This window comes from Bradyrhizobium amphicarpaeae, from assembly GCF_002266435.3.
Taxonomy (GTDB): Bacteria; Pseudomonadota; Alphaproteobacteria; order Rhizobiales; family Xanthobacteraceae; genus Bradyrhizobium; species Bradyrhizobium amphicarpaeae.
Map to the genome: position 1 here is coordinate 908,912 of NZ_CP029426.2, position 21,488 is coordinate 930,399.

Here is a 21,488-nt window from a genome sequence, read left to right on the forward strand (position 1 = left end):
GAAGCCCGTTGAGCGACTTATTCAGGCGCAAGCAATACGGCGCCGGGGTGGCGGAAGCGCTCAAAAAGCCGCGATTTGGGGAGGTGCGCGGCTGGCGCGGAACTGCCGAGTCGTGGCCTGCTTGCAGCAGCTACTCCCTTACCCGCTCGAGCTTCTGCAAGCACCGCGTCGCGCGCACCGCGGCCGGCATTTCCTCATCGGGAAAGCTGGTGTCCCAATTGGTGACGCCGACCTCGCCGACATAGATATCGCCCCTCGAATCCAGCGCGATGCCGTGGGGCGCCAGGAATTTTCCGCTCGCAACGCCCGGACCATCCTCGCCGCCGAGGCGTGCGATGCGCTTGCCCCTGGCGTCCACGATCGACAGCCGCGGGCCGAGATTGGGCACCTTGCGGTTGATGGCAAGGCCCGGGCCGAGTTCGCCGATCAAGAAGGTCGGGTTCTTGGCCCCACCGCAGCAGCACAGCGCGCAAGGCCGATGCAGATTGTTCCACTGCGTCTCGTATTTGCCGTTGCCGTCGAACACCTGCACGCGATGGTTCTCGCGGTCGGCGACATAGACCCAGCCGTCGGCATCGGTGGCAATATTGTGCACGATGTTGAACTGGCCGGGATCGGTGCCGGGCTCACCCCAGCTCTTGAGCAGCTTGCCGTCCGGCGTGTATTTGTGCACGCGCGCATTGCCATAGCCGTCGGAGACGTAGATCTCGCCCTTCGGCGACAGCGCGGTGTGGGTGCAGCGATGGAACGGCTCGCCGCTCATGAACGGCGACGGCTTCTCGGGAATGCCGATCGTCAGCAGCACCTTGCCGTCGGTGGTGCATTTGCGCACGGTGTGGTCGCCGTCATCGGTGCAGTAGAGATTGTCGTCGGCGTCGATGTGCAGGCCGTGCGCGCGCGAGAACAGCCCTTCGCCGAAGCTACGCAGGAAATGACCGTCGCGGTCGAGCACCACCATCGGATGGGCGCCACGGTTGAACACGTAGACGCGGTCCTTGCTGTCGACCGCGACGGAGGCGACGTCGGTGAGCTGCCAGCCTTCGGGCAGTTTCGCAAAATTGTCGACGACGCGGTAGCGGTGCTCGCCGCTGCCGAGAATGGCTGGCATGTGTAAACCCTTCTGTTCGTGGTGGCCCGCAATTGCCTCGACATTGTCATTGCGAGCGCAGCGAAGCAATCCAGACTGCCTCTGCTGAGAGATGCTGGATTGCTTCGCTGCGCTCGCAATGACGAAGGGCTCAAGCCGTGCTCACCTCACTCTCCAAAATCCCCGCCTCGGTCGCCTTGATCTGCAGCGCGAGATATTTCGAGTTTATGCGGCATTGCGCGAGGCTGCCGGCGATGAACCAGAGTCCGGGCTGCCTGGTGCGCGCATACATGTTGCGCAGCTCGAGGCCGTCGCCAAAGCCCCAGATCGGGCCGACGCGGTCGGCCATCGCCTCGCCGAACAGCTTTCGCACCAGATATTCCTGCGGCTTGTAGCCGGTGGAGAGCACGATGAGATCGGCAGGAAGGACCGTGCCGTCCTTCATCCGTGCGCCATCAGCCGTGAAGCCCTCAATGTCGGAAAACTGCTTCAGCTTGATCTTTCCCTCGACAATCAAATTGGAGCAGCCGACGTTGAAATAATAGCCGCCGCCGCGAGTGAGGTACTTGAACTGCCAGCCGGTGCCGCCCTCGCCGAAATCGAGCTTGAAGCCGACGCGGGCAAGGCCGTCGAGCAGCTCCTTGTCGAGCTGCTTCGACTGCTCCGTCAACATCACATGCGTCTTCTTCGCCAGCGGTGTCGGCATCGAGGCCGCGATCAAATCATTGTCCTCGAGCGTGCCTTCGTTGTAGGTGGCATAAGCGAGCTGTGCCGACGGTTCGATATTGGTGACCAGCGTCGGCGAGCGTTGCACCAGCGTCACCTCGGCGCCGCTGGAATGAAGGTCCTGCGCGATGTCGTGACCGCTGTTGCCGGTGCCGATGACGATCGCGCGTTTGCCGGCCCAGCACTCGCCGTCCTCGTAGCGGCTGGAATGCAGCAGCGTTCCCTTGAAATTGTCGAGCGTCGGAATATCGGGAATATTGGCGATGCCGCTGACGCCGGTCGCCATGACGACGTGACGCGGATGCATGGTCCGCCGGCTGCCGTCGGCGCGGCGCAGTGTGACCGTCCAGCGTCCGTTCGCCTCGTCGTAAGAGCCGCCCTCGAATTCGGTGCCGGTCCAGAAGTTCAGCTCCATGGCGTCGACGTAAGCCTCGAACCAATTGGCGAGCTTGTCCTTGGGGATATAGGTCGGCCAGTTCGGCGGAAACGGCATGTAGGGGAGGTGATTGACCTGCACCTGGTTGTGCAGGGTCAGCGCATGATAACGCTTGCGCCAATTGTCGCCGATCCGCATCTCGCGATCGACGATCAGCGCATCGACCTGCAACTGCTTCAGCCGTGCCGCGATCGCGAGCCCGGCCTGGCCGCCGCCGACCACCAGCACGGCCGGATCGCGATCGGCATAGTCGCGCGCGGTGTTGCGCAGATCGAGCCAGTTCGGTCCGCGGAAATCGCGCGAATAGGCCTGGCCCCGCGGCCGCGACGCGCCGAGCTGCTCCTCGAAACCTTTCAATTCGTCGAGCGCGGTGAGCAGCGTCCACGCCTTCAGGCGGTCATCGTCGGCGCTGTCGGGAACGAGCCGGAGGATGCCGCTGCCACGCCCGGTCGCCGTTTCGAAATCGAAGATCGCTTCAATCGTGTTGGTGCCGGCGCGCGTCACCCAGCGCGGCGGCGCGCGGTCCGGCGCGATCTTGAAATTGGTCGGTGCCGCCTTCGGTCCGAGCGCGGCCAGGGTTTGCGCAATCGTCTCGCGCCCGGCGATCGTTTGCAGGTTCCAGCTCAGCGCCAGCACGTCGCGCCAGAAGCTGTCGGCGACGAAGAGGCGGTCCAGCGTGGCGGGATCGGGCCTGCCCAGCGCGCGCTCGAATGCGTCGAGCCAGGCCTGGGCGCTGACGGATAGATCCTTGGTCTTGTCGAGCATGCGCGACCTCTTGGCCGTCTTTCGCGGCGTTTCCCGTGAGACCGAACGCTATACCGGTTCGATGGTGGTCGAAAGCGCTTTACCCGGGCAGCGAGAGCATGTGGCCCTGCTCAGGCGGAATGCGCCCATGTCACGCTGGCAGCACGCCCTCGCGCTTCTTCGCCGCGCGATAATAGCTCCACCACAGATGCGCCGCCGCGCCGCGCAGCGGACGCCAGGGCTCGGCGAGCGGCGCCATCTGCTTTTCCGTCGGCCGTGCTGGAAGGCCGAGGCCGATCTTGATGGCCTCCTGCACGGCGAGGTCGCCGGCGGGCCAGGCATCGCCATGGCCGAGGCAGAACAAGAGATAGACGTCCGCGGTCCAGGGGCCGATCCCGGGCAGCGCGATCAGCGTGTGATGTGCGGCGTCTGCATCTTCCTCCGCGAGCACGTCGAGGTTCAGCCGCTGCGCACCGATCTCGCGCGCGAGATGTTTCAGCGTCTTGATCTTGGCGGCCGAAAGGCCGAGCCGCCCCAGCCGGTCGGTGCGGGCCCGGCGCACCGCGTCGTGGTCGAACGGATCGAAGGCGGCCGACAATCGTCCCCAGATCGCCGCCGCGCTCGCGGTGGAGAGCTGCTGGCCGCAGACGATGTGGGCAAGGCCCGCAAACCCCGGCTCGCGCCGCCGCAACGCCGGCATGCCCGCGATCTCGAACACGGGTCGGAGGCGCGGGTCGCGCTTGATCAGCGCGTGGACCGCCTCTTCGAGATCGGACTGGGTTTCGAGGTGGAGGGTCATGGTGTTTCAACTCGTCATGCGCGGGCTTGACCCGCGCATCCATCTCCTATCGTAACAGAGTCCTTGGAAGATGGATGGCCGGGTCAAGCCCGGCCATGACGAGATTCATCCGATGGCACCACCCGTTTTCCGATTTGCTCCCAGCCCCAACGGCCACCTGCATCTCGGCCACGCTTATTCGGCGCTGCTGAATTTCGACCGTGCGCGCGAGACCGGCGGCCGGTTGCTGTTGCGGATCGAGGACATCGACGCGACGCGTTGCCGGCCAGAGTTCGAGACGGCGATCTATGAGGACCTTGCCTGGCTGGGGGTTGCCTGGGAGACGCCGGTGCGGCGGCAGTCCGAGCATCTCGCCGATTATCGCGCCGCGCTGGACAAGCTGTCGGCGCTGGGTCTCGTCTATCCCGCCTTCGAAAGCCGGGCCGAGATCGCAAAGCTCGTCGCCGCGCGCGAGGCCGGCGGGCCATGGCCACGCGATCCCGACGGCGCTCCGCTTTATCCGGGGGAGTGCAAATCGCTGCAGGGCGACGCGAGGGCGCGTCTGATCGCTTCGGGCGCGCCTTACGCGCTGCGGCTCGACATGGCGGCCGCCTGTCAGCGCGTCGCCGGCCTGACTTGGAGGGAACTCGGCGAGCAGCAACGCGGCGAGCGCGGCATCGTCCCGGCGCGACCGGAGGCCTGGGGTGACGTCATCCTGGCCCGCAAGGAAACGCCGACCAGCTACCATCTGTCTGTCGTCGTCGATGATGCCCTCCAGGGCGTCAGCGAGATCGTGCGGGGCCAGGATCTGTTCCACGCCACCGCCGTCCACCGCCTGCTCCAGGTCCTGCTCGGCCTGCCCGAACCCACCTACCGCCATCACCGGCTGATTTGCGACGGCGAGGGGCGGAAGCTGTCGAAATCGAGCCGCTCGACCGGTCTGCGGGAGTTGCGCGCCGCCGGGGCCTCACCCGCGAGCATCCGCGCGCTGGTGGGATTAGGTTAGATTTCTCTGGGGTTTAGCCAAACGCCGCCGTGACTCCGGGGGTTCCGCCGTGGCATGCTTGCCTGACGGTCCGGGGTTCGAAGGGGACACTTCGAAGGGGATTTATGGCGGCGAAGAAGCGCTCAGCGCGCACCACGCGGACGTCTAGGCGACCGCCTCGGAAGCGGCCCGGGCCGGCCGCCCCGTTGCGCAAGCGCAGCACCAAGCCAGTCGGGCCTGACGTGGTCCAGGCGGCACTTGCGGCCTTTGCCCATGAGGTCCGTACCCCCCTGACCGGTATCCTGGCGATCAGCGACTTGCTCGCGACCTCCGATCTCGGCGAGCGGGAACGGCGCTGGGCCGACACCATCAAGGCCGGTGCCGAGCACCTGGCGAGCCTTGCCACGCTGTTCGTGGATGCCGCCAGAACCGGCAAGGGGGCCGGCAAGGCCGGAAGTTCACTGCGGCAGGACCTGTTCGACCTCAAGGCGCTCGCCCGCCGCGCTGGCGATTCGCTGGCCGGCCGTGCCGCCGCCAAGGGTCTCCAGGCCCAGGTCGAGATCCCCGACAAGCTTCCCGGCCTCGTCGTCGGCGATCCCGTCCGCCTGCGCGCCGCGCTCGAGAACCTGATCGACAATGCCGTGAAATTCACCGACCAGGGCGGCGTGGCGCTTGAGGTTGCGCCCTGGCGCCCCGTCAAGGGTACGGCGAAGGGCAGGGTCGGCGTCGCCTTCGCGGTGTCTGACAGCGGCATCGGTCTGACCATGGCAGAGATCAAGCGGCTGTTCCGCCCGTTCACCCAGGCCAATGTCACCATCGCCTCGCGCTTCGGCGGTGCTGGCCTGGGCCTGTCCTCGGTCAAGCAATTGGCGCGTGCGATGGGCGGCGATATCACCGTCGCGCCGCGCCGCGGCGGCGGCGCCACCTTTACGCTGACGGTGTCGCTCGATGCGGCGGGCCCCAGCAAATCCCGCAAGACGAAGGGCGAGAGGGAGGCAGATACAGTCGCCGCGCTGCACGTCCTTAGCGTCGAGGACAATCCGTTCGGCCGCGTCGTGCTGAACACGATCCTGACCGAGCTCGGCCATCATGCCGAATTCATCGGGCGCGGCGAGGACGCCGTCGGCCGGCTGGCGCAAGGCGCCTTCGACGCGGTGTTGATGGACATGGTGCTGCCCGGCATCGACGGCGTCGAGGCCATCCGGCGGATCCGCACCATGGAGCCGCCGCTGGCTCGGATCCCGATCATCGGGGTGTCCGGTCGCGGCGAGGACGAGGCGGCCTCGCGCGAGGCCGGCGCGGACGCCTTCCTGGTCAAGCCTGTCTCTCCGCGGGCGCTAGCGACTGCGCTGCTTGAAGCGACACGCCGTGAGGAAGCCGCGACTTGATGATCGCGGCGTTGAGCTCGCCGCCGTAAACGAAGATCGCGGCGATGAAGTACAAAAACACCAGCGCGATGATCACCGAGGCGAGGCCCGCATACATCGTCACGTAGTTGTTGGCGAAGCGCGCCAGATATTGGCCGAACACGATGCCTGATATCAGCGACGCCACGATGGTGAAGACGATGCCGGGCAGGATCTGGACGAAGCTGCGCCGTCCTGCCGGCAGCCAGGCGTGCAGGATCAGCAGCGCCACCACCAGCGCGCCGACGGTGATGCCATAGCGGATGCCGGTCAAAATCCGCTCGTTGGACTCCACGAACAGCGGAATGTGGCTGCGCGCAGCTTCGATGAGCAAAGGGCCGAGCACGATCAGGAACGCCATGGCGAGCGCGGTAAAGGCCGCGACCAGGGTGTAGCCGATCGATTCCAGCCGCAGCCAGTACCAGCGCCGCATCTCCACCACCGCATAGGCGCGGTTGAGCGCGACCCTGAGCGCCTCGACGCCGTTAGAGGCGAAATAGACCGACAGCGCCGCGCCGATGGTCAGTACGCCGGTCCGGGTCGTGGTCAACACGTCATGCACCTCGCCCGAAATGGAATCGGCCACCTGCTTGGGCCAGATCTGCAGCATCAGGCTGGCGGCCTGGTCGGCGAGTTCCTTGGAGCCGAAGAAGCCCGCGAGCGAGGTCAGCACGATCAGGAACGGGAACAGCGCCATCAGCGTCGACAGCGCGATGTGGCTGGCGATCGCCCAGCCGTCATCGGCCAGGAACGTGTAGAACGCGTCCATCGCGACATCATAGACGGTACGGATGACCTTCACGCGCCACCTACATCGCTGCTGCCGCGCGGGCCAGCCGCCCGTCGGGGCAGGCGAACAGGCCGGGCGTCTGGCGCAAATCGGAAATCATCTCGCTACCTTCTGATATTATGGGCCCAAAAGCCAGTTTGCGGAACGACCGCGTCGCTATTCCGGGCGCGCTGTCATGCAGGCACTGCAATGACGAGGAGATAGCGGTCCGGCACACACGGTGTTATCTAGCCCGTCATGGCATCGCTTTTGAGTACCTTCATCCTGCCGGTGGCAGCCGGCGCCGTTGCGGTGGTGCTGCTGCTCGGTCTCGTCAACATGATGCGCGGCGGCTCGCCGAACACGTCGCAGAAGCTGATGCGCTGGCGCGTGCTGCTGCAGTTCGTGGCCATCGTCATCGCCATGCTCGCAGTGTGGGCGATGGGACGCTAGAGGATACGGCAGATACCTATCGCCGGTTTCCGACAATGTGCCGGGCGCACAACGAATATTGAGATATAGATGGTCCTGCTCAACCGCATCTACACCAAGACCGGCGACGACGGCACGACGGCGCTCGGAACCGGCGAGCGGCGTCCGAAATACGATCTGCGCATCGAGGCCTATGGCACGGTCGACGAGACCAACGCCGCGATCGGCGTGGTCAGGCTCCATACCGCTGACATGCCAGATCTCGATGCGATGCTCGGCCGCATCCAGAACGATCTGTTCGACCTCGGCGCCGACCTCGCGGTGCCGGAACGCGAAGGCAAAGCCGAGCGCCTGCGGGTGGTGGCGAGCCAGGTCGAACGGCTCGAGCGCGACATCGATACGCTCAACGACAGGCTCGCGCCGCTGACCTCCTTCGTGCTTCCCGGCGGCACGCCGGCTGCGGCCCACCTTCACGTGGCGCGTACGATATGCCGCAGGGCGGAACGGGTGATCGTGGAACTGGCGGCCCGCCCCGGGGAGCCGGTCAGCGCGGCTGGCATCCAATATATGAATCGCCTCTCGGACTTCCTGTTCGTGGCCAGTCGGGCCGCCAACGGTCATGGTGCCGGAGACGTGCTCTGGGTTCCGGGCCAGAACCGCTGACCCATCGAGCTCTCCGCATTTCAGAGGGCTAAAATTAGGCCCGTTCGCGCGTTGACCGGGGCAGATCAGGCCTTTAGGTTCCGCGCCAGTTGATAACCCCCCTCCCAAATTGAGTGAAAGAGGATCGATGAAGGTTCTTGTGCCGGTAAAGCGGGTGGTCGATTACAACGTCAAGGTCCGCGTCAAGAGCGATGGATCGGGCGTTGAACTCGCCAACGTCAAGATGTCGATGAACCCGTTCGACGAAATCGCGGTCGAGGAAGCGCTGCGCTTGAAGGAAGCCGGCAAGGCGACCGAGGTCGTGGTGGTCTCCATTGGACCTGCGCAGGCATCGGAGACGATCCGCACGGGTCTTGCCATGGGCGCCGACCGCGGCATCCTGGTGAAGGCGGACGGCGCAGTCGAGCCGCTCGCGGTTGCCAAGATCCTGAAGAAGGTTGCGGACGAAGAGCAGCCCGGCCTGATCATTCTCGGCAAGCAGGCGATCGACGACGACAGCAATCAGACCGGCCAGATGCTGGCTGCGCTGCTCGGCTGGTCGCAGGCGACTTTCGCTTCGAAGCTCGAGGTCGAAGGTTCTGACTTCAAGGTCACCCGCGAAGTCGATGGCGGCCTCCAGACCGTGAAGCTGAAGGGACCGGCGATCGTCACCACCGATCTGCGTCTTAACGAGCCGCGCTACGCCTCGCTGCCCAACATCATGAAGGCCAAGAAGAAGCCGATCGCGGACAAGACCGTCGCCGACTATGGCGTCGACGTCGCTCCGCGTCTCGAAATCGTCAAGACGACGGAGCCGGCGGGCCGCAAGGCGGGCGTCAAGGTCAAGGATGTCGCCGAGCTGGTCTCGAAGCTCAAGAACGAAGCCGGGGTGCTCTGATGACGACGCTGCTGATTGCCGAACACGAACACGAGGTCCTCAAGGACTCCACCAACAAGGCGCTGACCGCGGCCTCCCAGCTCGGCGGCGACGTCCACGTGCTGGTCGCCGGCGGCGGGCAGGGCACCAAGGCTGCTGCCGATGCCGCCGCCAAGCTTGCCGGCGTCAAGAAGGTGCTGGTCGCCGACGGCGACCTCTACGCGCACGATCTTGCCGAGCCGCTGGCCGCGCTGATCGTCTCGCTGGCCTCGGGCTACGATGCCATCGTCGCGCCCGCGACCTCGCGCTTCAAGAACGTGATGCCGCGCGTCGCCGCGCTGCTCGACGTCATGCAGGTTTCGGAGATCATCAAGGTGGTCGCCCCCGACACCTATGAGCGTCCGATCTATGCCGGCAACGCCATCCAGACGGTGAAGTCGAAGGACGCCAAGAAGGTCATCACGGTTCGCACCTCCACCTTCGCCGCAGCCGGCGAGGGTGGCAGCGCGCCGGTCGAGACCGTCGCGGCGGCGGCCGATCCGGCCCTGTCGTCCTTCGTCGGCGAGGAGGTCGCCAAGAGCGACCGTCCCGAGCTGACCTCGGCCAAGATCATCGTCTCCGGTGGCCGCGCCATGCAGAGCCGCGAGAATTTTGCCAAGTACATCGAGCCGCTCGCCGACAAGCTTGGGGCCGGTGTCGGTGCCTCGCGCGCGGCGGTCGACGCCGGCTATGCGCCGAACGACTGGCAGGTCGGCCAGACCGGCAAGGTGGTGGCCCCCGAGCTCTATGTCGCCATCGGCATTTCCGGCGCGATCCAGCATCTGGCCGGCATGAAGGACTCCAAGGTGATCGTCGCGATCAACAAGGACGAGGACGCGCCGATCTTCCAGGTCGCCGATTACGGCCTGGTCGCCGATCTCTACCAGGCGGTTCCGGAGTTGACGGCCGAACTCGGCAAGCTCGGCAAGTAAAAGTCGTCGAAAACACCGGCCGGAGGCATAAACTCCGGCCGGTGTTTCATTTCTGAGGCGTTTTCTTTGGCGTGGGGCACGCCGGGGAGGCGATCCAATCTAGGTTTCGAGCCCGGGTTCTGATTAAATCAAGCTTCTGATCAAATCAGACCTCCCAGCTCGGGGGATAGGCAGGCGCGCGCGTCGCGCGCCGTTCCGGTGGATGACATTATGGCGGCAGTGATCAAGAAGGTCGGCGTGATCGGCGCGGGTCAGATGGGCAACGGCATCGCGCATGTCGCGGCGCTGGCCGGCTTCGACGTGGTGCTCAACGACGTCTCGTCCGACCGTCTCAAATCGGGCATGGCCACCATCAACGGCAATCTGGCGCGCCAGGTCTCCAAGAAGGGCGTCACCGAGGACGACAAGGCCAAGGCGATCGCCCGTATCTCGCTCGCCGAGAAGCTCGACGGTCTCGCCGACTGCGATCTCGTGATCGAGACTGCGGTTGAGAAGGAAGAGGTCAAGCGCAAGATCTTCCACGAGCTCTGCGCCGTGTTGAAGCCCGAGGCGATCGTCGCCTCCGACACGTCCTCGATTTCGATCACCCGGCTTGCCGCCGCCACCGACCGGCCCGAGCGCTTCATCGGCATTCACTTCATGAATCCGGTGCCGCTGATGGAGCTGGTGGAGCTGATCCGCGGCATCGCGACCGACGACCAGACCTTCGAGGCGTCCAAGGAATTCGTCGCCAAGCTCGGCAAGCAGGTCGCGGTCTCCGAGGATTTCCCGGCCTTCATCGTCAACCGCATCCTGCTCCCGATGATCAACGAGGCGATCTACACGCTGTATGAAGGCGTCGGCAATGTCGAGGCGATCGACGCGGCGATGAAGCTCGGCGCCCACCATCCGATGGGCCCGCTGGAGCTCGCCGATTTCATCGGCCTCGATACCTGTCTCTCCATCATGCAGGTGCTGCATGAGGGCCTCGCCGATTCCAAGTACCGTCCGTGCCCGCTGCTGGTGAAATATGTCGAGGCCGGCTGGCTCGGCCGCAAGACACAGCGCGGCTTCTACGATTACCGCGGCGCCAAGCCGGTTCCGACGCGGTAGGACGGTCTGGTAGGGTGGATTACGCCTTCGGCTAATCCACCCCTATGGGACCTGTGACAATTCATGTCGCGTTAACCCCGCGCGCCTAGGTTACGGGCAGTACGAAGGTTCGCGTAATGGACATGATGGCAATGGTCAGCACCATGCTGGCCGCTCAGCAAGGCGCGCTGCAGTCGAATATCTCGGCGACGCTGATGAAGCAGAACGCGGATGCGGAGAAATCCACCGTCCTGACGCTGCTCGGCGCCGGCCAGCCCTCGCTGGCCAATGTCGGTGCCGGCGTCGGCGGCAATCTGAACATCACCGCCTGATCTCTCAAAACGACGCGGCGGCCTTGCCCGTCGCTGCCCGGATCAGCTTGAGCGCGTCTTCGCTCGCCCATTCCGCCGGCCCCGCGATCGTCGCGATCTCACAGCCTTGCGGATCGACCAGCACCGAGGTCGGCATGCCCAGAGCCCGGCCTATCGCTTTAAGATCCTGAAAAACCTTTGCTTTCTGATCATTGAAGTAGCCGAGCCTGGTTAGATTGGCCTCTTTCAGGAAGGTCTTCGGCTTCTCGGGGTCGCGGGTGTCGATATTGATCGCCACCACCTCGAAATTCGGGCCCGACAGCTTGCCCTGGAGCTCGTCCAGCGCCGGCATTTCCTTCCGGCACGGCACGCACCAAGTGGCCCAGAGGTTCACCAGCAGCGTCTTGCCGCGGAAATCGGACAGCTTTTTCGGCTTGCCGTCGGAATCCTCGAAGGTGAGGTCGGGCAGCTTGAGAGGCGCGCTCGCCATGGTCAGCGCCGCCAGCTCGCCGTGGGCCAGCGGGGCGATTTTCTGCGCCGTCGCCACCGCCGGCTTGCAGGCCGGATCGCCCGACGGCGACCGGCTCAGGCCCAGCCCGTACAGCGCGGCGAAGCCGGCCAGCCCTCCGACCACCACGGTGGCGATGACGAGGGGGACCCGGCGCGTGGCGGAGGGCTTCTTGTCGAGCATATCGTTTGTCATCCGGTCGCAGATATGGCTATCAGGGGCCTCTTAGTACGGCTGGCGGCGGCCGGCAAACGTTCGGCAAATCAAGGCGCGAGCAGGGGATCATGAGCAACAAGATGTGGGGCGGCCGGTTTTCGGAACGTCCCGACGAGATCATGGAAGAGATCAACGTCTCCATCGACGTCGATCGTCACCTGTTCGCCCAGGACATTGCCGCGTCCAAGGCCCACGCTGCGATGCTTGCCAGCCAGGGCATCATCACGAGCTCTGATGCGAAAAATATCGGCAAGGGTCTAGACACGATTTTGTCAGAGATCGGCAAGGGCGGCTTCGAGTTCAAGCGCGCGCTTGAGGACATTCACATGAACGTCGAGAGCCGCCTGACCGAGCTGATCGGCCCCGCCGCCGGCCGCCTGCACACCGCGCGCTCGCGCAACGACCAGGTCGCGACCGATTTCCGTCTCTATGTCCGTGATGTCCTCGACGAGACCGACGCGGCGCTCGCCGCGTTCCAGGCCGCGCTGGTCAATCGCGCGCTGGAGCATGCCGCAACCGTGATGCCCGGCTTCACGCATCTGCAGACCGCGCAGCCCGTGACGTTCGGCCATCACCTGCTCGCCTATGTCGAGATGGCCGCGCGCGATCGCGGTCGTTTCCAGGATGCGCGCAAGCGGCTCAACGAGTCGCCGCTCGGCGCCGCCGCGCTCGCCGGCACCTCATTCCCGATCGACCGCCACGCCACCGCGAAGGCGCTTGGGTTCGACCGCCCGATGGCGAACTCGCTCGACGCGGTCTCCGACCGCGACTTCGTGCTGGAGACGCTGTCGGCGGCCTCGATCTGCGCCGTGCACATGTCGCGCTTTGCCGAGGAGATCGTGATCTGGACGTCGCCGCTGGTCGGTCTGATCCGGCTCAGCGACAAGTTCACCACGGGATCCTCGATCATGCCGCAGAAGCGCAATCCGGATGCCGCCGAGCTGGTGCGCGCCAAGACCGGCCGCGTCATCGGCGCGCTCAATGGTCTCCTGATCGTGATGAAGGGCCTGCCGCTCGCCTATCAAAAGGACATGCAGGAGGACAAGCAGGGCGCCATGGAGGGCTTTGCCGCGCTGTCGCTGGCGATCCGCGCCATGACCGGCATGGTCCAGGATCTCGAGCCTGACGAAGCCAGGATGAAAGCGGCCGCGGGCGAGGGCTATGCCACTGCGACCGACCTCGCCGACTGGCTGGTGCGGACGCTGAAAATGCCGTTCCGCGAGGCCCATCACGTCACCGGCCGCATCGTCGCCAAGGCCGCCGAGGGCGGCGTCGCGCTGCACGAACTGCCGCTCAAGGAGATGCAGACGATCGAGCCGAAGATCACCAAGGACGTGCTCGGCGTGCTCTCGGTCGAATCGTCGGTGAAGAGCCGCACCAGCTTCGGCGGCACCGCGCCGAAGAACGTGGCGGCGCAGGCGAAGGCCTGGGCGAAGCGGCTGGAAAAAGAGCGAAAATTGGGCTGAAGGCAAAATTTCGCTGATGTTTCATGGTCATCCGGCTCTCGCCAGAGCGCGCCAACCTCTGTATGGTGCGGCCCGCGTAGTGGGGATTTCGTCGTGACGTCAAAGTTTCGCCCGGCCAACTCGGGGTGGGCCATCATTGTCTTGAGCCTGACGGCGCTCGCGCTGGCCGGCTGCGGCCGCAAGGGCCCGCTGGATCTGCCGCCGACGGCCTCCAGCGCGCCGACGGCCAACGTCGCAGCTCCAGCCGACACCGCAGCCCAGAAGACGTCGAGCATGTTCAATCCCACCTCGTCAGGTGCGGATGCCGAGCCCGCGGCGGCCAAGGGCAGGAAGAAACCGTTCATTCTCGATCCGCTCTTGGACGAACCTCCCGGCAAGAGATAAGCCCGGACAACCGAGCCTGCGCCATGAATCATTTCGACTATCGCAACGGCGTGCTGCACGCCGAGGCGGTGAATTTGTCCGAGCTGGCCGCGACCGTCGGCACGCCGTTCTATTGCTATTCGACCGCGACGCTGGAGCGGCACTATCGCGTCTTCACCGAGGCCTTCGCCGGCGAGAAGGTGCTGGTCTGCTACGCCATGAAGGCGAACTCCAACCAGTCGGTGCTGCGCACGCTGGCCAAGCTCGGCGCCGGCGCCGACGTGGTCTCCGGCGGCGAGTTGAAGCGCGCGCTGGCGGCCGGCATTCCCGCCAGCAAGATCGTGTTCTCCGGCGTCGGCAAGACGGAAGCAGAGCTGCGCGCCGCGCTGGCCGCCGACATTCTCTGCCTCAACGTTGAATCCGAGCCGGAGCTCGAACTGCTGTCGCGCCTGGCTACCGAGACCGGCAAGACCGCGCGGATCTCGCTGCGCGTCAATCCTGATGTCGACGCCGGCACCCACGCCAAGATCTCGACCGGCAAGTCCGAGAACAAGTTCGGCATCCCGATCGTGCATGCCCGTGAGGTCTATGCCCGCGCCGCGAAGCTCCCGGGCATCGAGGTAACAGGCACCGACGTGCATATCGGCAGCCAGATCACTGATCTCTCCGGCATGGAAACGGCGTTCCGCATCCTCTCCGAATTCGTCCAGACGCTGCGCGCCGACGGCCACAATATCAGCCATGTCGATTTCGGCGGCGGCCTCGGCATCCCCTATTATATGGACCGCGAGGCGCCGCCGGAACCGGCCGCCTATGCCGCCATGGTCAAGCGCGTCAGCCACAATCTCGGCTGCACGCTGATGTTCGAGCCGGGCCGCATGATCGTCGGCAATGCCGGCATCCTGGTCGCCAAGGTGATCTATGTGAAGCACGGCGACGGCAAGAACTTCGTCATCATCGACGCCGCGATGAACGACCTCATCCGCCCGACGCTGTACGAGGCGCATCACGATATCCTGCCGGTGAAGCAACCCGCCAAGGACGCCGCGACAATTCGGGCCGATGTCGTCGGCCCGGTCTGCGAGACCGGCGACTATCTCGCGCTCGACCGCACGCTGCCGACGCCCGCGCCCGGCGATCTCATCGCCATCATGACCGCGGGCGCCTATGGCGCGGTGCAGGCCGGCACCTACAACACGCGGCCGCTGGTGCCGGAGGTGCTGGTGAAGGACGACCAGTACGCCGTGGTTCGCCCGCGCGTAGAGGTCGAGCAGCTGATCGCGATGGATCAGCCTGCGCCGTGGCTGTAAGGGCGAAGCCAAAACCTGCAAAACAACCCCATGCACAGTAAACCAACGTTGTGAAATCAACGGGCTAGGCGTGCGCAAAGATCGTCCGAGTGACCGGCCGCCAGGATCGGCCCGTCGGACAGAACCGCTTGATCCGGCAGGCAAATCAAGCGGCGTCCGCGCAATCCGGTGGAACGCTATTTTTTTCCGCCAACCACGACGCCTGCCTGCTTCTCGATCGGCTTGATCGCCGCGGTGAAATCGGAGTCCGCGCCCTCCGCAGCGATGATCGTCTCCCACAACCGCCCGACCGCGTCGGCGACCCCCATCGACAGGCCTAGCTGCTTCATCTCCTCCAGCGCCAGCCGTACGTCCTTCACCATCAACCCCGTGGCGAAGCCGAAATCGAAGCTGCGGGGCAGCACCGCGCGCGGAAACTTGTCGCGGCTCGCGGTGTTCATGCCCGAGCCGGCATTGATGACGTCGATCATCACGGCCGGGTCGAGCCCGGCTTTCACGCCCATCACCACGGCTTCCGACGTCGCCACCATCGCGGTGGCCGACAGGAAATTGTTGGCGAGCTTCATGGTCTGCGCCGCGCCGGGCTTTTCGCCGATGAAGAACACCTTGCCGATCACGTCGAGCGCGGGCTTGAGCAGATCGAAGTCGGCCTTCGGGCCTGACACCATCACCGCCAGCGTGCCCTTCTCGGCGCCGCCGACGCCGCCGGAGACGGGGCAGTCGATCTGCACGATGTTGCGCTTGGCGAGGAGGCCGTGAATCTTCACGGCCATCGCCGAGCCGACCGTGGAGAGGTCGATGAAGCGTTTTGCGCGGCTGCCTTCGATCACGCCGTTCGCCCCCGTTGCGACTTCGAGCGAGGCCTGCAGCGAGGGCAGGCTCGCCATCACGGTCTCGACCCGGTCGGCCACGTCCTTCGGTGACGTCGCAGCCGCCGCGCCGAGCGCCACAAGCTTGTCCGTGACCTCCTTGCGCGTGTCGAACACGACGAGCTTGTGTCCCGCCTCGATCAGCCGCCGCGCCATCGGGAAACCCATGTTTCCGAGGCCGATGAATCCGATGTCCATGGTGTTGTCTCCTCATCGTCATTGCGAGGAGCGAAGCGACGAAGCAATCCAGGAATGTGTCCGCGGAGGGATTTCTGGATTGCTTCGCTTCGCTCGCAATGACGGAGTAATATGTTGAAAGCTACTTGTTTGGCTTAGGCTTTGTCGATCTCCGCAAACACCTCGCGCGCGATGCGGAAGCTGTCGACGGCGGCGGGCATGCCGCCATAGATCGCGACCTGCATCAGAATCTCGCGGATCTCCTCGCGACTGACGCCGTTGGTCAGCGCGCCCTTCAGATGCGCGCGAAACTCGTGCTGGCGGTTCAGGATCGCGATCATGGCAATGTTGAGCATGCTGCGGGTCTTGCGCGGCAGCTCCTCGCGGCCCCACACCGTGCCCCAGCAATATTCGTTCAGCATCTCCTGGAACGGGCGGTTGAAGTCGTCGACGTTCTTCAGGGCGTTGTTGACATAGGCCTCGCCCAGCACCGCTTTGCGGACTTCCAGGCCCTTATCGTGCATCTTCTTGTCCATGGCGTTTCCTCTCGTCTCCCTCGGATGGCGGCGCGGAAATTACGGGGTTGTGCGGGGCCAGTCACGTCCTCGTGTTATGCGGGAAAAGGGGTGTCTCCCGTACCGGAACGGATGCCTCAGTGCTGCCGTTGTGATAGGCTTCTCTACCGGGCAACCTGGAGAGTTGATTGAACGGCGTCACCCCCGACCCGTCAGACCCGATCCGCAACAGCGATGCTCTGTCGCGGCTGAAGCTGGCGCAGGCCCTCGATCGGGCCATTTATGCCATCGCGTGGGAACGTGCCTGGCCGATTTTGGCGCGGCTTCTGACCGTCGTCGGCCTGTTCCTGGTGGTGTCCTGGGCCGGCCTCTGGCTGGCGCTGCCGTTCCTGGCCCGTGCCATCGGTCTCGTCGTTTTTGCCGGCATCGCAATTGCCGTCCTTTTGCCCTTGATTCGCTTCCGCTGGCCGAGCCGCGAGGAGGCGCTCGCCCGGCTCGATCGCGGCTCCGGCATCCGTCACCGCCCGGCCACGACGCTGACGGATACGCTGTCCTCGCAGGACCCGGTTGCACAGGCGCTGTGGCAGGCACAGCGCGAGCGTACGCTGGCCTCGCTCAAGCGCATCCGCGCCGGCCTGCCGCATCCCCGGCTGGCGCTGCATGATCCCTGGGCGCTGCGCGCGCTGGTCATGGTGATGCTGGTTGCGACGTTCTTCGCCGCCGGCGACGAGCGCGGAATGCGGCTCGGGGCCGCCTTCGACTGGAACGGCGTGCTGGCGCCGGCCAATGTTCGCGTCGATGCCTGGGTCACCCCGCCGCTCTACACCGGCAAGCCGCCGATCATCCTGTCGGCCGCCAACAAGGAGGCCGCGGCACTGCCGGCCTCCGGTCCGCTGGCCGTTCCGGCAGGCTCGACCCTGATCGTGCGCTCCTCCGGCGGCAGTCTGGATGTCGTCGTCTCCGGCGGCCTCAAGGAGGTCGCTCCCACCGAGGCCGCGCCGAAGGGCACCAACGAGAAGCATTTCACCATCACCGCTGACGGCACCGCGCATGTCCGCGCGCCCTCCGGCCAGCCGCAATGGGCATTTGCGGCGACGCCGGACCATGCGCCGACCATCGCGCTCGCCAAGGATCCCGAGCGCCAGGCGCGCGGCGGGCTGCAGCTCTCCTACAAGATCGAGGACGATTACGGCGTCACCGGCGCGGATGCGCAGATTGCCCTGCGCCCCGCCGACGCCAAGGACGGCAGCAAGGATTCCGACGGCAAGGCCGCAGCCCGGCCGCTGTTCCAACCGCCGCAATTCCCGCTCGTGCTGCCGAACGCGCGCACCCGCAACGGCGTCGGCCAGACCGTGAAGGACCTCAGCGAGGACCCCTATGCCGGCGCCGACGTCACACTGACGCTGACGGCCAAGGACGAGGCCGGCAACGAGGCCAGGAGCGAACCCTTCAACATGCGCCTGCCCGAGCGTCTGTTCACCAACTCGCTCGCGCGCGCGCTGATCGAGCAGCGCCGCATCCTCGCGCTCGACGCCAACAGGAATTCCGACGTCTACACCGCGCTCGACGCGCTGATGATCGCACCCGAATTGTTCACGCCGGATGCCGGCTGCTATCTCGGCCTCCGGAGCCTGGCGAGCCAGCTCGAGGCTGCCCGCACCGACGATGCGCTGCGCAACGTGGTGGCGAGCATGTGGGCCTTCGCGACGACCATCGAGGACGACGGCGTTGCCGGCAGCGTCAACGCCGCGCTGCGCTCGGCGCAGGACGCGCTCAAGGCGGCGCTGGAACGCGGCGCCAGCGAGGACGAGCTCAGGGTGCTGACGCAGAAGCTGCGCGAGGCCATGGCCGGCAAGGTGCGCGATCTCGCCCGGCGCGCCGAGCAAAATCCGCTCGGTGCCCGGCAGCCGTTCCCGGCGGAAGTCCAGCTCATCCTCGACAAGGCAGTCGAGCTGCGACAAAAGACCCAGAAGGCGACGCCCGAGCAGCTGGCGGATCTGGCGCAGCAGCAGGACGTCTTGCGCGAGCAGCTTCAGGCCTATCGGAAGTCGGCGAACAGCCGTGCCAACAAGGCGGGAGACGACAAGGCCAACCAGTTCACGCGGGACCGGAAATGCGGAAGCTAGTACCCGTGCCAGTCTTGAAGGCGATGTCGATCGCCTGCCTCGCCTTGCTGCTGGGAGGAGTCTCGCCTGCCGCTGCCCAGCTGGATCAGGATCCCGACGCGCTGCTCGACAGCGCGGAAAAGGCGATGCAGGAGGCCGGCGACAGCCTCAGGCAGAAGGAGTCCGGGAAGAGCCTGAGCAACCAGTCCGACGCCATCCAGAAGCTCGAGGAGTACAAGCGGGCGACGGAACGGAGCCAATCCTCCAGCCGTGATCGCAACGTCATCACGCAGCGCGATCTGGATGACCTGCTGCGGCAGATCGAGAAGGCGGCGCGCGAAGGCAATAAAGAGGCGGCTCAGCGCATGCTCGAGCAGCTCGCGCAGATCATGGAAAACCTCCAGATGGCGCAGCCCGGGCAATCCGGCGAGAGCGAGATGGAGCAGGCGCTGAACGAGCTCAGCGACATGATCCGCAAGCAGCAGCAATTGCGCGACAAGACTTTCAAGCAGGGCCAGGATTCCCGGCGCGAGCGCTCGCGCGGCAAGCCGCAGGGCGACCAGTCGATGTCGGACCTGCAGCAGGATCAGCAGTCGCTGCGTGACCGCTTGAAGAAGCTGCAGGACGAGCTCGCCAAGCGCGGCCTCGCGCAAAAGGGACAAAAAGGCCAGAAGGGTCAGCAAGGTCAGAAAGGTCAGAAAGGCCAGCAGGGCGATCAGGGCCAGAGCGGCGATCAGGACGGCGATCAGGGTGATGACGACGGCAGCCTGGACGACGCCGACGGTGCCATGGGCGATGCCGGATCGAAGCTCGGCGATGGCAATGCCGATGGCGCCGTGGATTCGCAGGGCAAGGCCCTCGACGCGATGCGCAAGGGCGCGCAGAAGATGGCCGAGGCGATGCAGCAGGGCGATGGCGACGGGCAGGGCGATGGTCCCGGCAATCGGGCCGGCCGGCAGCAGAGCGGCGGCAATCAGACCGATCCGCTGGGACGTCCGCTGCACGGCCGCGACCTCGGCGACGACTACACCGTCAAGATCCCCGGCGAGATCGACGCCCAGCGCGTCCGACGCATCCTCGAAGAACTCCGCCGCCGCCTCGGCGACAGCTCGCGCCCGCAGATCGAGCTCGATTACATCGAGCGGCTGCTGAAGGATTTTTGAGGCGGACGCCACAAGCTCACTGTCATCGCCCGACTTGATCGGGCGATCCAGTACTCCGAGACGGCTGTGATTCAATCGATAGGCTGCGGCGTACTGGATGCCCCGCCTTCGCGGGGCATGACAGCAGCATATGTGGCTCGTATCGCCTATGACCCCTTCTTCGCCGCCAGCGCGTCCGCCACGGCGATGCGGATGTCGGCGATCGAGAACGGTTTTGTCACGACGTCGTGCACCAGCGCATTGAGGTTGGAGGCGCGCTCGCGCTGGTCGGCAAAGCCGGTCATCAGCAGGATGGTCAAATCGGGAAAATCGCGGGCGGCGGAGAGCGCCAGCGCGATGCCGTCCATCACGGGCATCTGGATGTCGGTGAGCAGCAGGTCGAACGCGCCGTCCTCGCGGGTCAGGATCTCCAGCGCTTCGGCGCCGTCCTGCGCGGTGACCGTTTCGTGCCCGTCCATGGCGATGGCGCGCGCTACCAGCGTGCGCATCGAATCCTCGTCGTCAGCGATCAGGATCTTCGGCATGGCATCAACCTTCGGACCAAACTCCCGGGCGGCACCGGGCGGCGCGATTATACGCTGCCGCCGGCAATGTCGCGCCGGTTGAAGAAGCGAACGTCGATATTGCGGCCTTCCGGCGGCGGCGAGGCGAGGCGGGAGCGGAAGAAGGCGCGCTCGCCGGGCTGCAGCACGGTCTGCTCCAGCACCGTATTCCAGGCGTAGATTTCCGCGCCTTGCGCGTCGCGCACCGCGAAGCGCAAGCGCGGGATATCGAGCGGCTTCTTGCCTTGGCCGACGATCACGCCCTCGATCACCAGCACCTGCTTACCGTCCACGGTCTCGTTGGACAGCTTCACGTCCCTGAAGGCGAGGCCGCGCAGGTTCACCTCTAGCCCGACCATCTTGTAGAAGGCCGCGGTCTGCGGCAGCAGCCGCACCATGTCGCCGCGCCAGATTACCAGCGCCAGCACCAGCGCGCCCATGGCGGCGCAGGCGGTCGGCAGGCCGAAATAGGATTTTTTGGGCGCAACATTGGTGACCGGACGGCTGACCCGCGCGCCGCGGCGGGGGAACAGGCCGCGGAACCAGGACTGGTGCTGCGCGCCCACGACCTCCTCCTCGGCTTCCCGGGCCGCCGCGGACCACTCGTCCTCGGTCTCATTGGGAGCCTCTTCCTCGGGCCAGTCACTGGCGATCGAGGGGCTGTCGACGACAGGCGCATTAGTGGCGCCATCGTCCTTGGCGTAGGAGTTCCACTGCTCGGCAAGGTCGGCTTGGTCGTCGGCCTGGCTGGCCGCGGCCATGGCCGGAACGGATGCCTCCTCGATGGCATCCTCGGCATGGGCGATCCAGGTCTCCTTGCAGCGGGAACAGCGGACTGCCCGTCCGTTCGCCCCAAGGCTCGCGAGCTTGATGGCGTAGGATGTCATACAATGGGGGCAGACGATATGCATGGACGAGCCTCGACGATGACCCAGTCGCGCCGAACCGGGCACTCTGGATGCTACAAGGCGACCGTTAACGAACCGGAAACCATAACGGCGGCAAAACCCGTTGATCGC

The 21,488-nt window shown here is 65.6% G+C and carries 22 protein-coding genes; 13 read left to right on the plus strand and 9 right to left on the minus strand.

The genetic code is table 11. From position 1 onward, the window contains the following. Window positions 1-130 precede the first annotated feature (130 nt). The 3 genes from CIT40_RS04445 to CIT40_RS04455 form a co-directional block, all read right to left on the minus strand. Complete coding sequence (locus CIT40_RS04445; protein WP_094895907.1) at window positions 131-1,108, minus strand: peptidyl-alpha-hydroxyglycine alpha-amidating lyase family protein; 978 nt, start codon at window positions 1,106-1,108, stop codon at window positions 131-133. 130 nt (window positions 1,109-1,238) lie between these two features. After that, complete coding sequence (locus tag CIT40_RS04450) at window positions 1,239-3,014, minus strand: flavin-containing monooxygenase (protein ID WP_100298083.1); 1,776 nt, start codon at window positions 3,012-3,014, stop codon at window positions 1,239-1,241. Between the two features lie 130 nt (window positions 3,015-3,144). Next, complete coding sequence (locus tag CIT40_RS04455) at window positions 3,145-3,792, minus strand: DNA-3-methyladenine glycosylase family protein (protein WP_094895908.1); 648 nt, start codon at window positions 3,790-3,792, stop codon at window positions 3,145-3,147. 112 nt (window positions 3,793-3,904) lie between these two features. On the opposite strand from CIT40_RS04455, the gene gluQRS reads away from it, so the two are divergent. Both gluQRS and CIT40_RS04465 read left to right on the plus strand, forming a co-directional pair. After that, window positions 3,905-4,777, plus strand: coding sequence for a tRNA glutamyl-Q(34) synthetase GluQRS (gene gluQRS / locus CIT40_RS04460; RefSeq protein ID WP_094896030.1), 873 nt, complete (start codon window positions 3,905-3,907; stop codon window positions 4,775-4,777). A 104-nt stretch (window positions 4,778-4,881) separates the two neighbouring features. Beyond that, window positions 4,882-6,144 carry an ATP-binding protein gene (locus CIT40_RS04465; protein ID WP_094895909.1) on the plus strand — a complete coding sequence of 421 codons (1,263 nt, stop codon included), beginning with the start codon at window positions 4,882-4,884 and terminating at the stop codon, window positions 6,142-6,144. Here CIT40_RS04465 and CIT40_RS04470 read toward each other — a convergent pair. Next, complete coding sequence (locus tag CIT40_RS04470) at window positions 6,071-6,964, minus strand: YihY/virulence factor BrkB family protein (RefSeq protein WP_094895910.1); 894 nt, start codon at window positions 6,962-6,964, stop codon at window positions 6,071-6,073. The two genes, CIT40_RS04465 and CIT40_RS04470, sit on opposite strands and share 74 nt — an antisense overlap. Before the next feature lie 225 nt (window positions 6,965-7,189). Between CIT40_RS04470 and CIT40_RS04475 the strand changes: the two genes are divergently transcribed. The 6 genes from CIT40_RS04475 (at window position 7,190) to CIT40_RS04500 (ending at window position 11,256) form a co-directional block, all read left to right on the plus strand. Next, window positions 7,190-7,384 carry a twin transmembrane helix small protein gene (locus tag CIT40_RS04475; protein WP_028147306.1) on the plus strand — a complete coding sequence of 65 codons (195 nt, stop codon included), beginning with the start codon at window positions 7,190-7,192 and terminating at the stop codon, window positions 7,382-7,384. A gap of 69 nt (window positions 7,385-7,453) precedes the next feature. Next, complete coding sequence (locus CIT40_RS04480) at window positions 7,454-8,026, plus strand: cob(I)yrinic acid a,c-diamide adenosyltransferase (RefSeq protein ID WP_094895911.1); 573 nt, start codon at window positions 7,454-7,456, stop codon at window positions 8,024-8,026. Window positions 8,027-8,153: 127 nt separating this feature from the next. Further along, window positions 8,154-8,903: an electron transfer flavoprotein subunit beta/FixA family protein gene (locus tag CIT40_RS04485; protein WP_094895912.1), complete on the plus strand. Its 750-nt coding sequence runs from the start codon at window positions 8,154-8,156 to the stop codon at window positions 8,901-8,903. Beyond that, window positions 8,903-9,853, plus strand: a complete 951-nt coding sequence (locus tag CIT40_RS04490) for an electron transfer flavoprotein subunit alpha/FixB family protein (protein WP_094895913.1) — start codon at window positions 8,903-8,905, stop codon at window positions 9,851-9,853. Before CIT40_RS04485 ends, CIT40_RS04490 begins: the two co-directional genes overlap by 1 nt. Window positions 9,854-10,063: 210 nt before the next feature. Further along, entirely contained in the window at window positions 10,064-10,945 is an 882-nt protein-coding gene (locus CIT40_RS04495) for a 3-hydroxybutyryl-CoA dehydrogenase (RefSeq protein WP_094895914.1), read from the plus strand. 116 nt (window positions 10,946-11,061) lie between these two features. After that, window positions 11,062-11,256: a hypothetical protein gene (locus CIT40_RS04500; RefSeq protein ID WP_094895915.1), complete on the plus strand. Its 195-nt coding sequence runs from the start codon at window positions 11,062-11,064 to the stop codon at window positions 11,254-11,256. Window positions 11,257-11,260: 4 nt separating this feature from the next. On the opposite strand, the gene tlpA is transcribed toward CIT40_RS04500, so the two are convergent. After that, window positions 11,261-11,926, minus strand: coding sequence for a thiol:disulfide interchange protein TlpA (tlpA, locus tag CIT40_RS04505; RefSeq protein ID WP_094895916.1), 666 nt, complete (start codon window positions 11,924-11,926; stop codon window positions 11,261-11,263). Between the two features lie 101 nt (window positions 11,927-12,027). On the opposite strand from tlpA, the gene argH reads away from it, so the two are divergent. The 3 genes from argH (at window position 12,028) to lysA (ending at window position 15,098) form a co-directional block, all read left to right on the plus strand. Continuing rightward, on the plus strand, window positions 12,028-13,425 hold the full coding sequence (gene argH, locus CIT40_RS04510) for an argininosuccinate lyase (RefSeq protein ID WP_094895917.1): 1,398 nt from the start codon (window positions 12,028-12,030) through the stop codon (window positions 13,423-13,425). Between the two features lie 93 nt (window positions 13,426-13,518). Continuing rightward, window positions 13,519-13,809, plus strand: coding sequence for an LPS translocon maturation chaperone LptM (gene lptM / locus CIT40_RS04515; RefSeq protein WP_094895918.1), 291 nt, complete (start codon window positions 13,519-13,521; stop codon window positions 13,807-13,809). A 23-nt stretch (window positions 13,810-13,832) separates the two neighbouring features. After that, the gene (gene lysA / locus CIT40_RS04520) at window positions 13,833-15,098 is read left to right on the plus strand and encodes a diaminopimelate decarboxylase (protein WP_094895919.1); all 1,266 of its coding nucleotides are present in this window, start codon (window positions 13,833-13,835) and stop codon (window positions 15,096-15,098) included. A gap of 176 nt (window positions 15,099-15,274) precedes the next feature. On the opposite strand, the gene CIT40_RS04525 is transcribed toward lysA, so the two are convergent. Both CIT40_RS04525 and CIT40_RS04530 read right to left on the minus strand, forming a co-directional pair. Then, window positions 15,275-16,165: an NAD(P)-dependent oxidoreductase gene (locus CIT40_RS04525; protein WP_094895920.1), complete on the minus strand. Its 891-nt coding sequence runs from the start codon at window positions 16,163-16,165 to the stop codon at window positions 15,275-15,277. A gap of 134 nt (window positions 16,166-16,299) precedes the next feature. Then, window positions 16,300-16,680, minus strand: a complete 381-nt coding sequence (locus CIT40_RS04530; RefSeq protein WP_094895921.1) for a carboxymuconolactone decarboxylase family protein — start codon at window positions 16,678-16,680, stop codon at window positions 16,300-16,302. Between the two features lie 167 nt (window positions 16,681-16,847). On the opposite strand from CIT40_RS04530, the gene CIT40_RS04535 reads away from it, so the two are divergent. Both CIT40_RS04535 and CIT40_RS04540 read left to right on the plus strand, forming a co-directional pair. After that, window positions 16,848-18,785: a TIGR02302 family protein gene (locus tag CIT40_RS04535; protein ID WP_094895922.1), complete on the plus strand. Its 1,938-nt coding sequence runs from the start codon at window positions 16,848-16,850 to the stop codon at window positions 18,783-18,785. Beyond that, window positions 18,773-19,927: a DUF4175 family protein gene (locus CIT40_RS04540; protein ID WP_094895923.1), complete on the plus strand. Its 1,155-nt coding sequence runs from the start codon at window positions 18,773-18,775 to the stop codon at window positions 19,925-19,927. Before CIT40_RS04535 ends, CIT40_RS04540 begins: the two co-directional genes overlap by 13 nt. Before the next feature lie 146 nt (window positions 19,928-20,073). On the opposite strand, the gene CIT40_RS04545 is transcribed toward CIT40_RS04540, so the two are convergent. Then, window positions 20,074-20,451, minus strand: a complete 378-nt coding sequence (locus tag CIT40_RS04545) for a response regulator (protein WP_094895924.1) — start codon at window positions 20,449-20,451, stop codon at window positions 20,074-20,076. 47 nt (window positions 20,452-20,498) lie between these two features. Beyond that, window positions 20,499-21,380: an MJ0042-type zinc finger domain-containing protein gene (locus tag CIT40_RS04550; protein ID WP_094895925.1), complete on the minus strand. Its 882-nt coding sequence runs from the start codon at window positions 21,378-21,380 to the stop codon at window positions 20,499-20,501. Window positions 21,381-21,488: the final 108 nt, after the last annotated feature.

Coding starts and splice junctions, on each gene's coding strand:
- CIT40_RS04455 (WP_094895908.1), bottom strand. CDS start 3,792: ATGACCCTCCACCTCGAAACCCAGTCCGATCTCGAAGAGGCGGTCCAC.
- CIT40_RS04525 (WP_094895920.1), bottom strand. CDS start 16,165: ATGGACATCGGATTCATCGGCCTCGGAAACATGGGTTTCCCGATGGCG.
- CIT40_RS04490 (WP_094895913.1), top strand. CDS start 8,903: ATGACGACGCTGCTGATTGCCGAACACGAACACGAGGTCCTCAAGGAC.
- tlpA (WP_094895916.1), bottom strand. CDS start 11,926: ATGCTCGACAAGAAGCCCTCCGCCACGCGCCGGGTCCCCCTCGTCATC.
- CIT40_RS04450 (WP_100298083.1), bottom strand. CDS start 3,014: ATGCTCGACAAGACCAAGGATCTATCCGTCAGCGCCCAGGCCTGGCTC.
- CIT40_RS04540 (WP_094895923.1), top strand. CDS start 18,773: ATGCGGAAGCTAGTACCCGTGCCAGTCTTGAAGGCGATGTCGATCGCC.
- CIT40_RS04445 (WP_094895907.1), bottom strand. CDS start 1,108: ATGCCAGCCATTCTCGGCAGCGGCGAGCACCGCTACCGCGTCGTCGAC.
- CIT40_RS04530 (WP_094895921.1), bottom strand. CDS start 16,680: ATGGACAAGAAGATGCACGATAAGGGCCTGGAAGTCCGCAAAGCGGTG.
- CIT40_RS04475 (WP_028147306.1), top strand. CDS start 7,190: ATGGCATCGCTTTTGAGTACCTTCATCCTGCCGGTGGCAGCCGGCGCC.
- CIT40_RS04485 (WP_094895912.1), top strand. CDS start 8,154: ATGAAGGTTCTTGTGCCGGTAAAGCGGGTGGTCGATTACAACGTCAAG.
- lysA (WP_094895919.1), top strand. CDS start 13,833: ATGAATCATTTCGACTATCGCAACGGCGTGCTGCACGCCGAGGCGGTG.
- CIT40_RS04465 (WP_094895909.1), top strand. CDS start 4,882: ATGGCGGCGAAGAAGCGCTCAGCGCGCACCACGCGGACGTCTAGGCGA.
- gluQRS (WP_094896030.1), top strand. CDS start 3,905: ATGGCACCACCCGTTTTCCGATTTGCTCCCAGCCCCAACGGCCACCTG.
- CIT40_RS04495 (WP_094895914.1), top strand. CDS start 10,064: ATGGCGGCAGTGATCAAGAAGGTCGGCGTGATCGGCGCGGGTCAGATG.
- CIT40_RS04550 (WP_094895925.1), bottom strand. CDS start 21,380: ATGCATATCGTCTGCCCCCATTGTATGACATCCTACGCCATCAAGCTC.
- CIT40_RS04480 (WP_094895911.1), top strand. CDS start 7,454: ATGGTCCTGCTCAACCGCATCTACACCAAGACCGGCGACGACGGCACG.
- CIT40_RS04545 (WP_094895924.1), bottom strand. CDS start 20,451: ATGCCGAAGATCCTGATCGCTGACGACGAGGATTCGATGCGCACGCTG.
- argH (WP_094895917.1), top strand. CDS start 12,028: ATGAGCAACAAGATGTGGGGCGGCCGGTTTTCGGAACGTCCCGACGAG.
- CIT40_RS04500 (WP_094895915.1), top strand. CDS start 11,062: ATGGACATGATGGCAATGGTCAGCACCATGCTGGCCGCTCAGCAAGGC.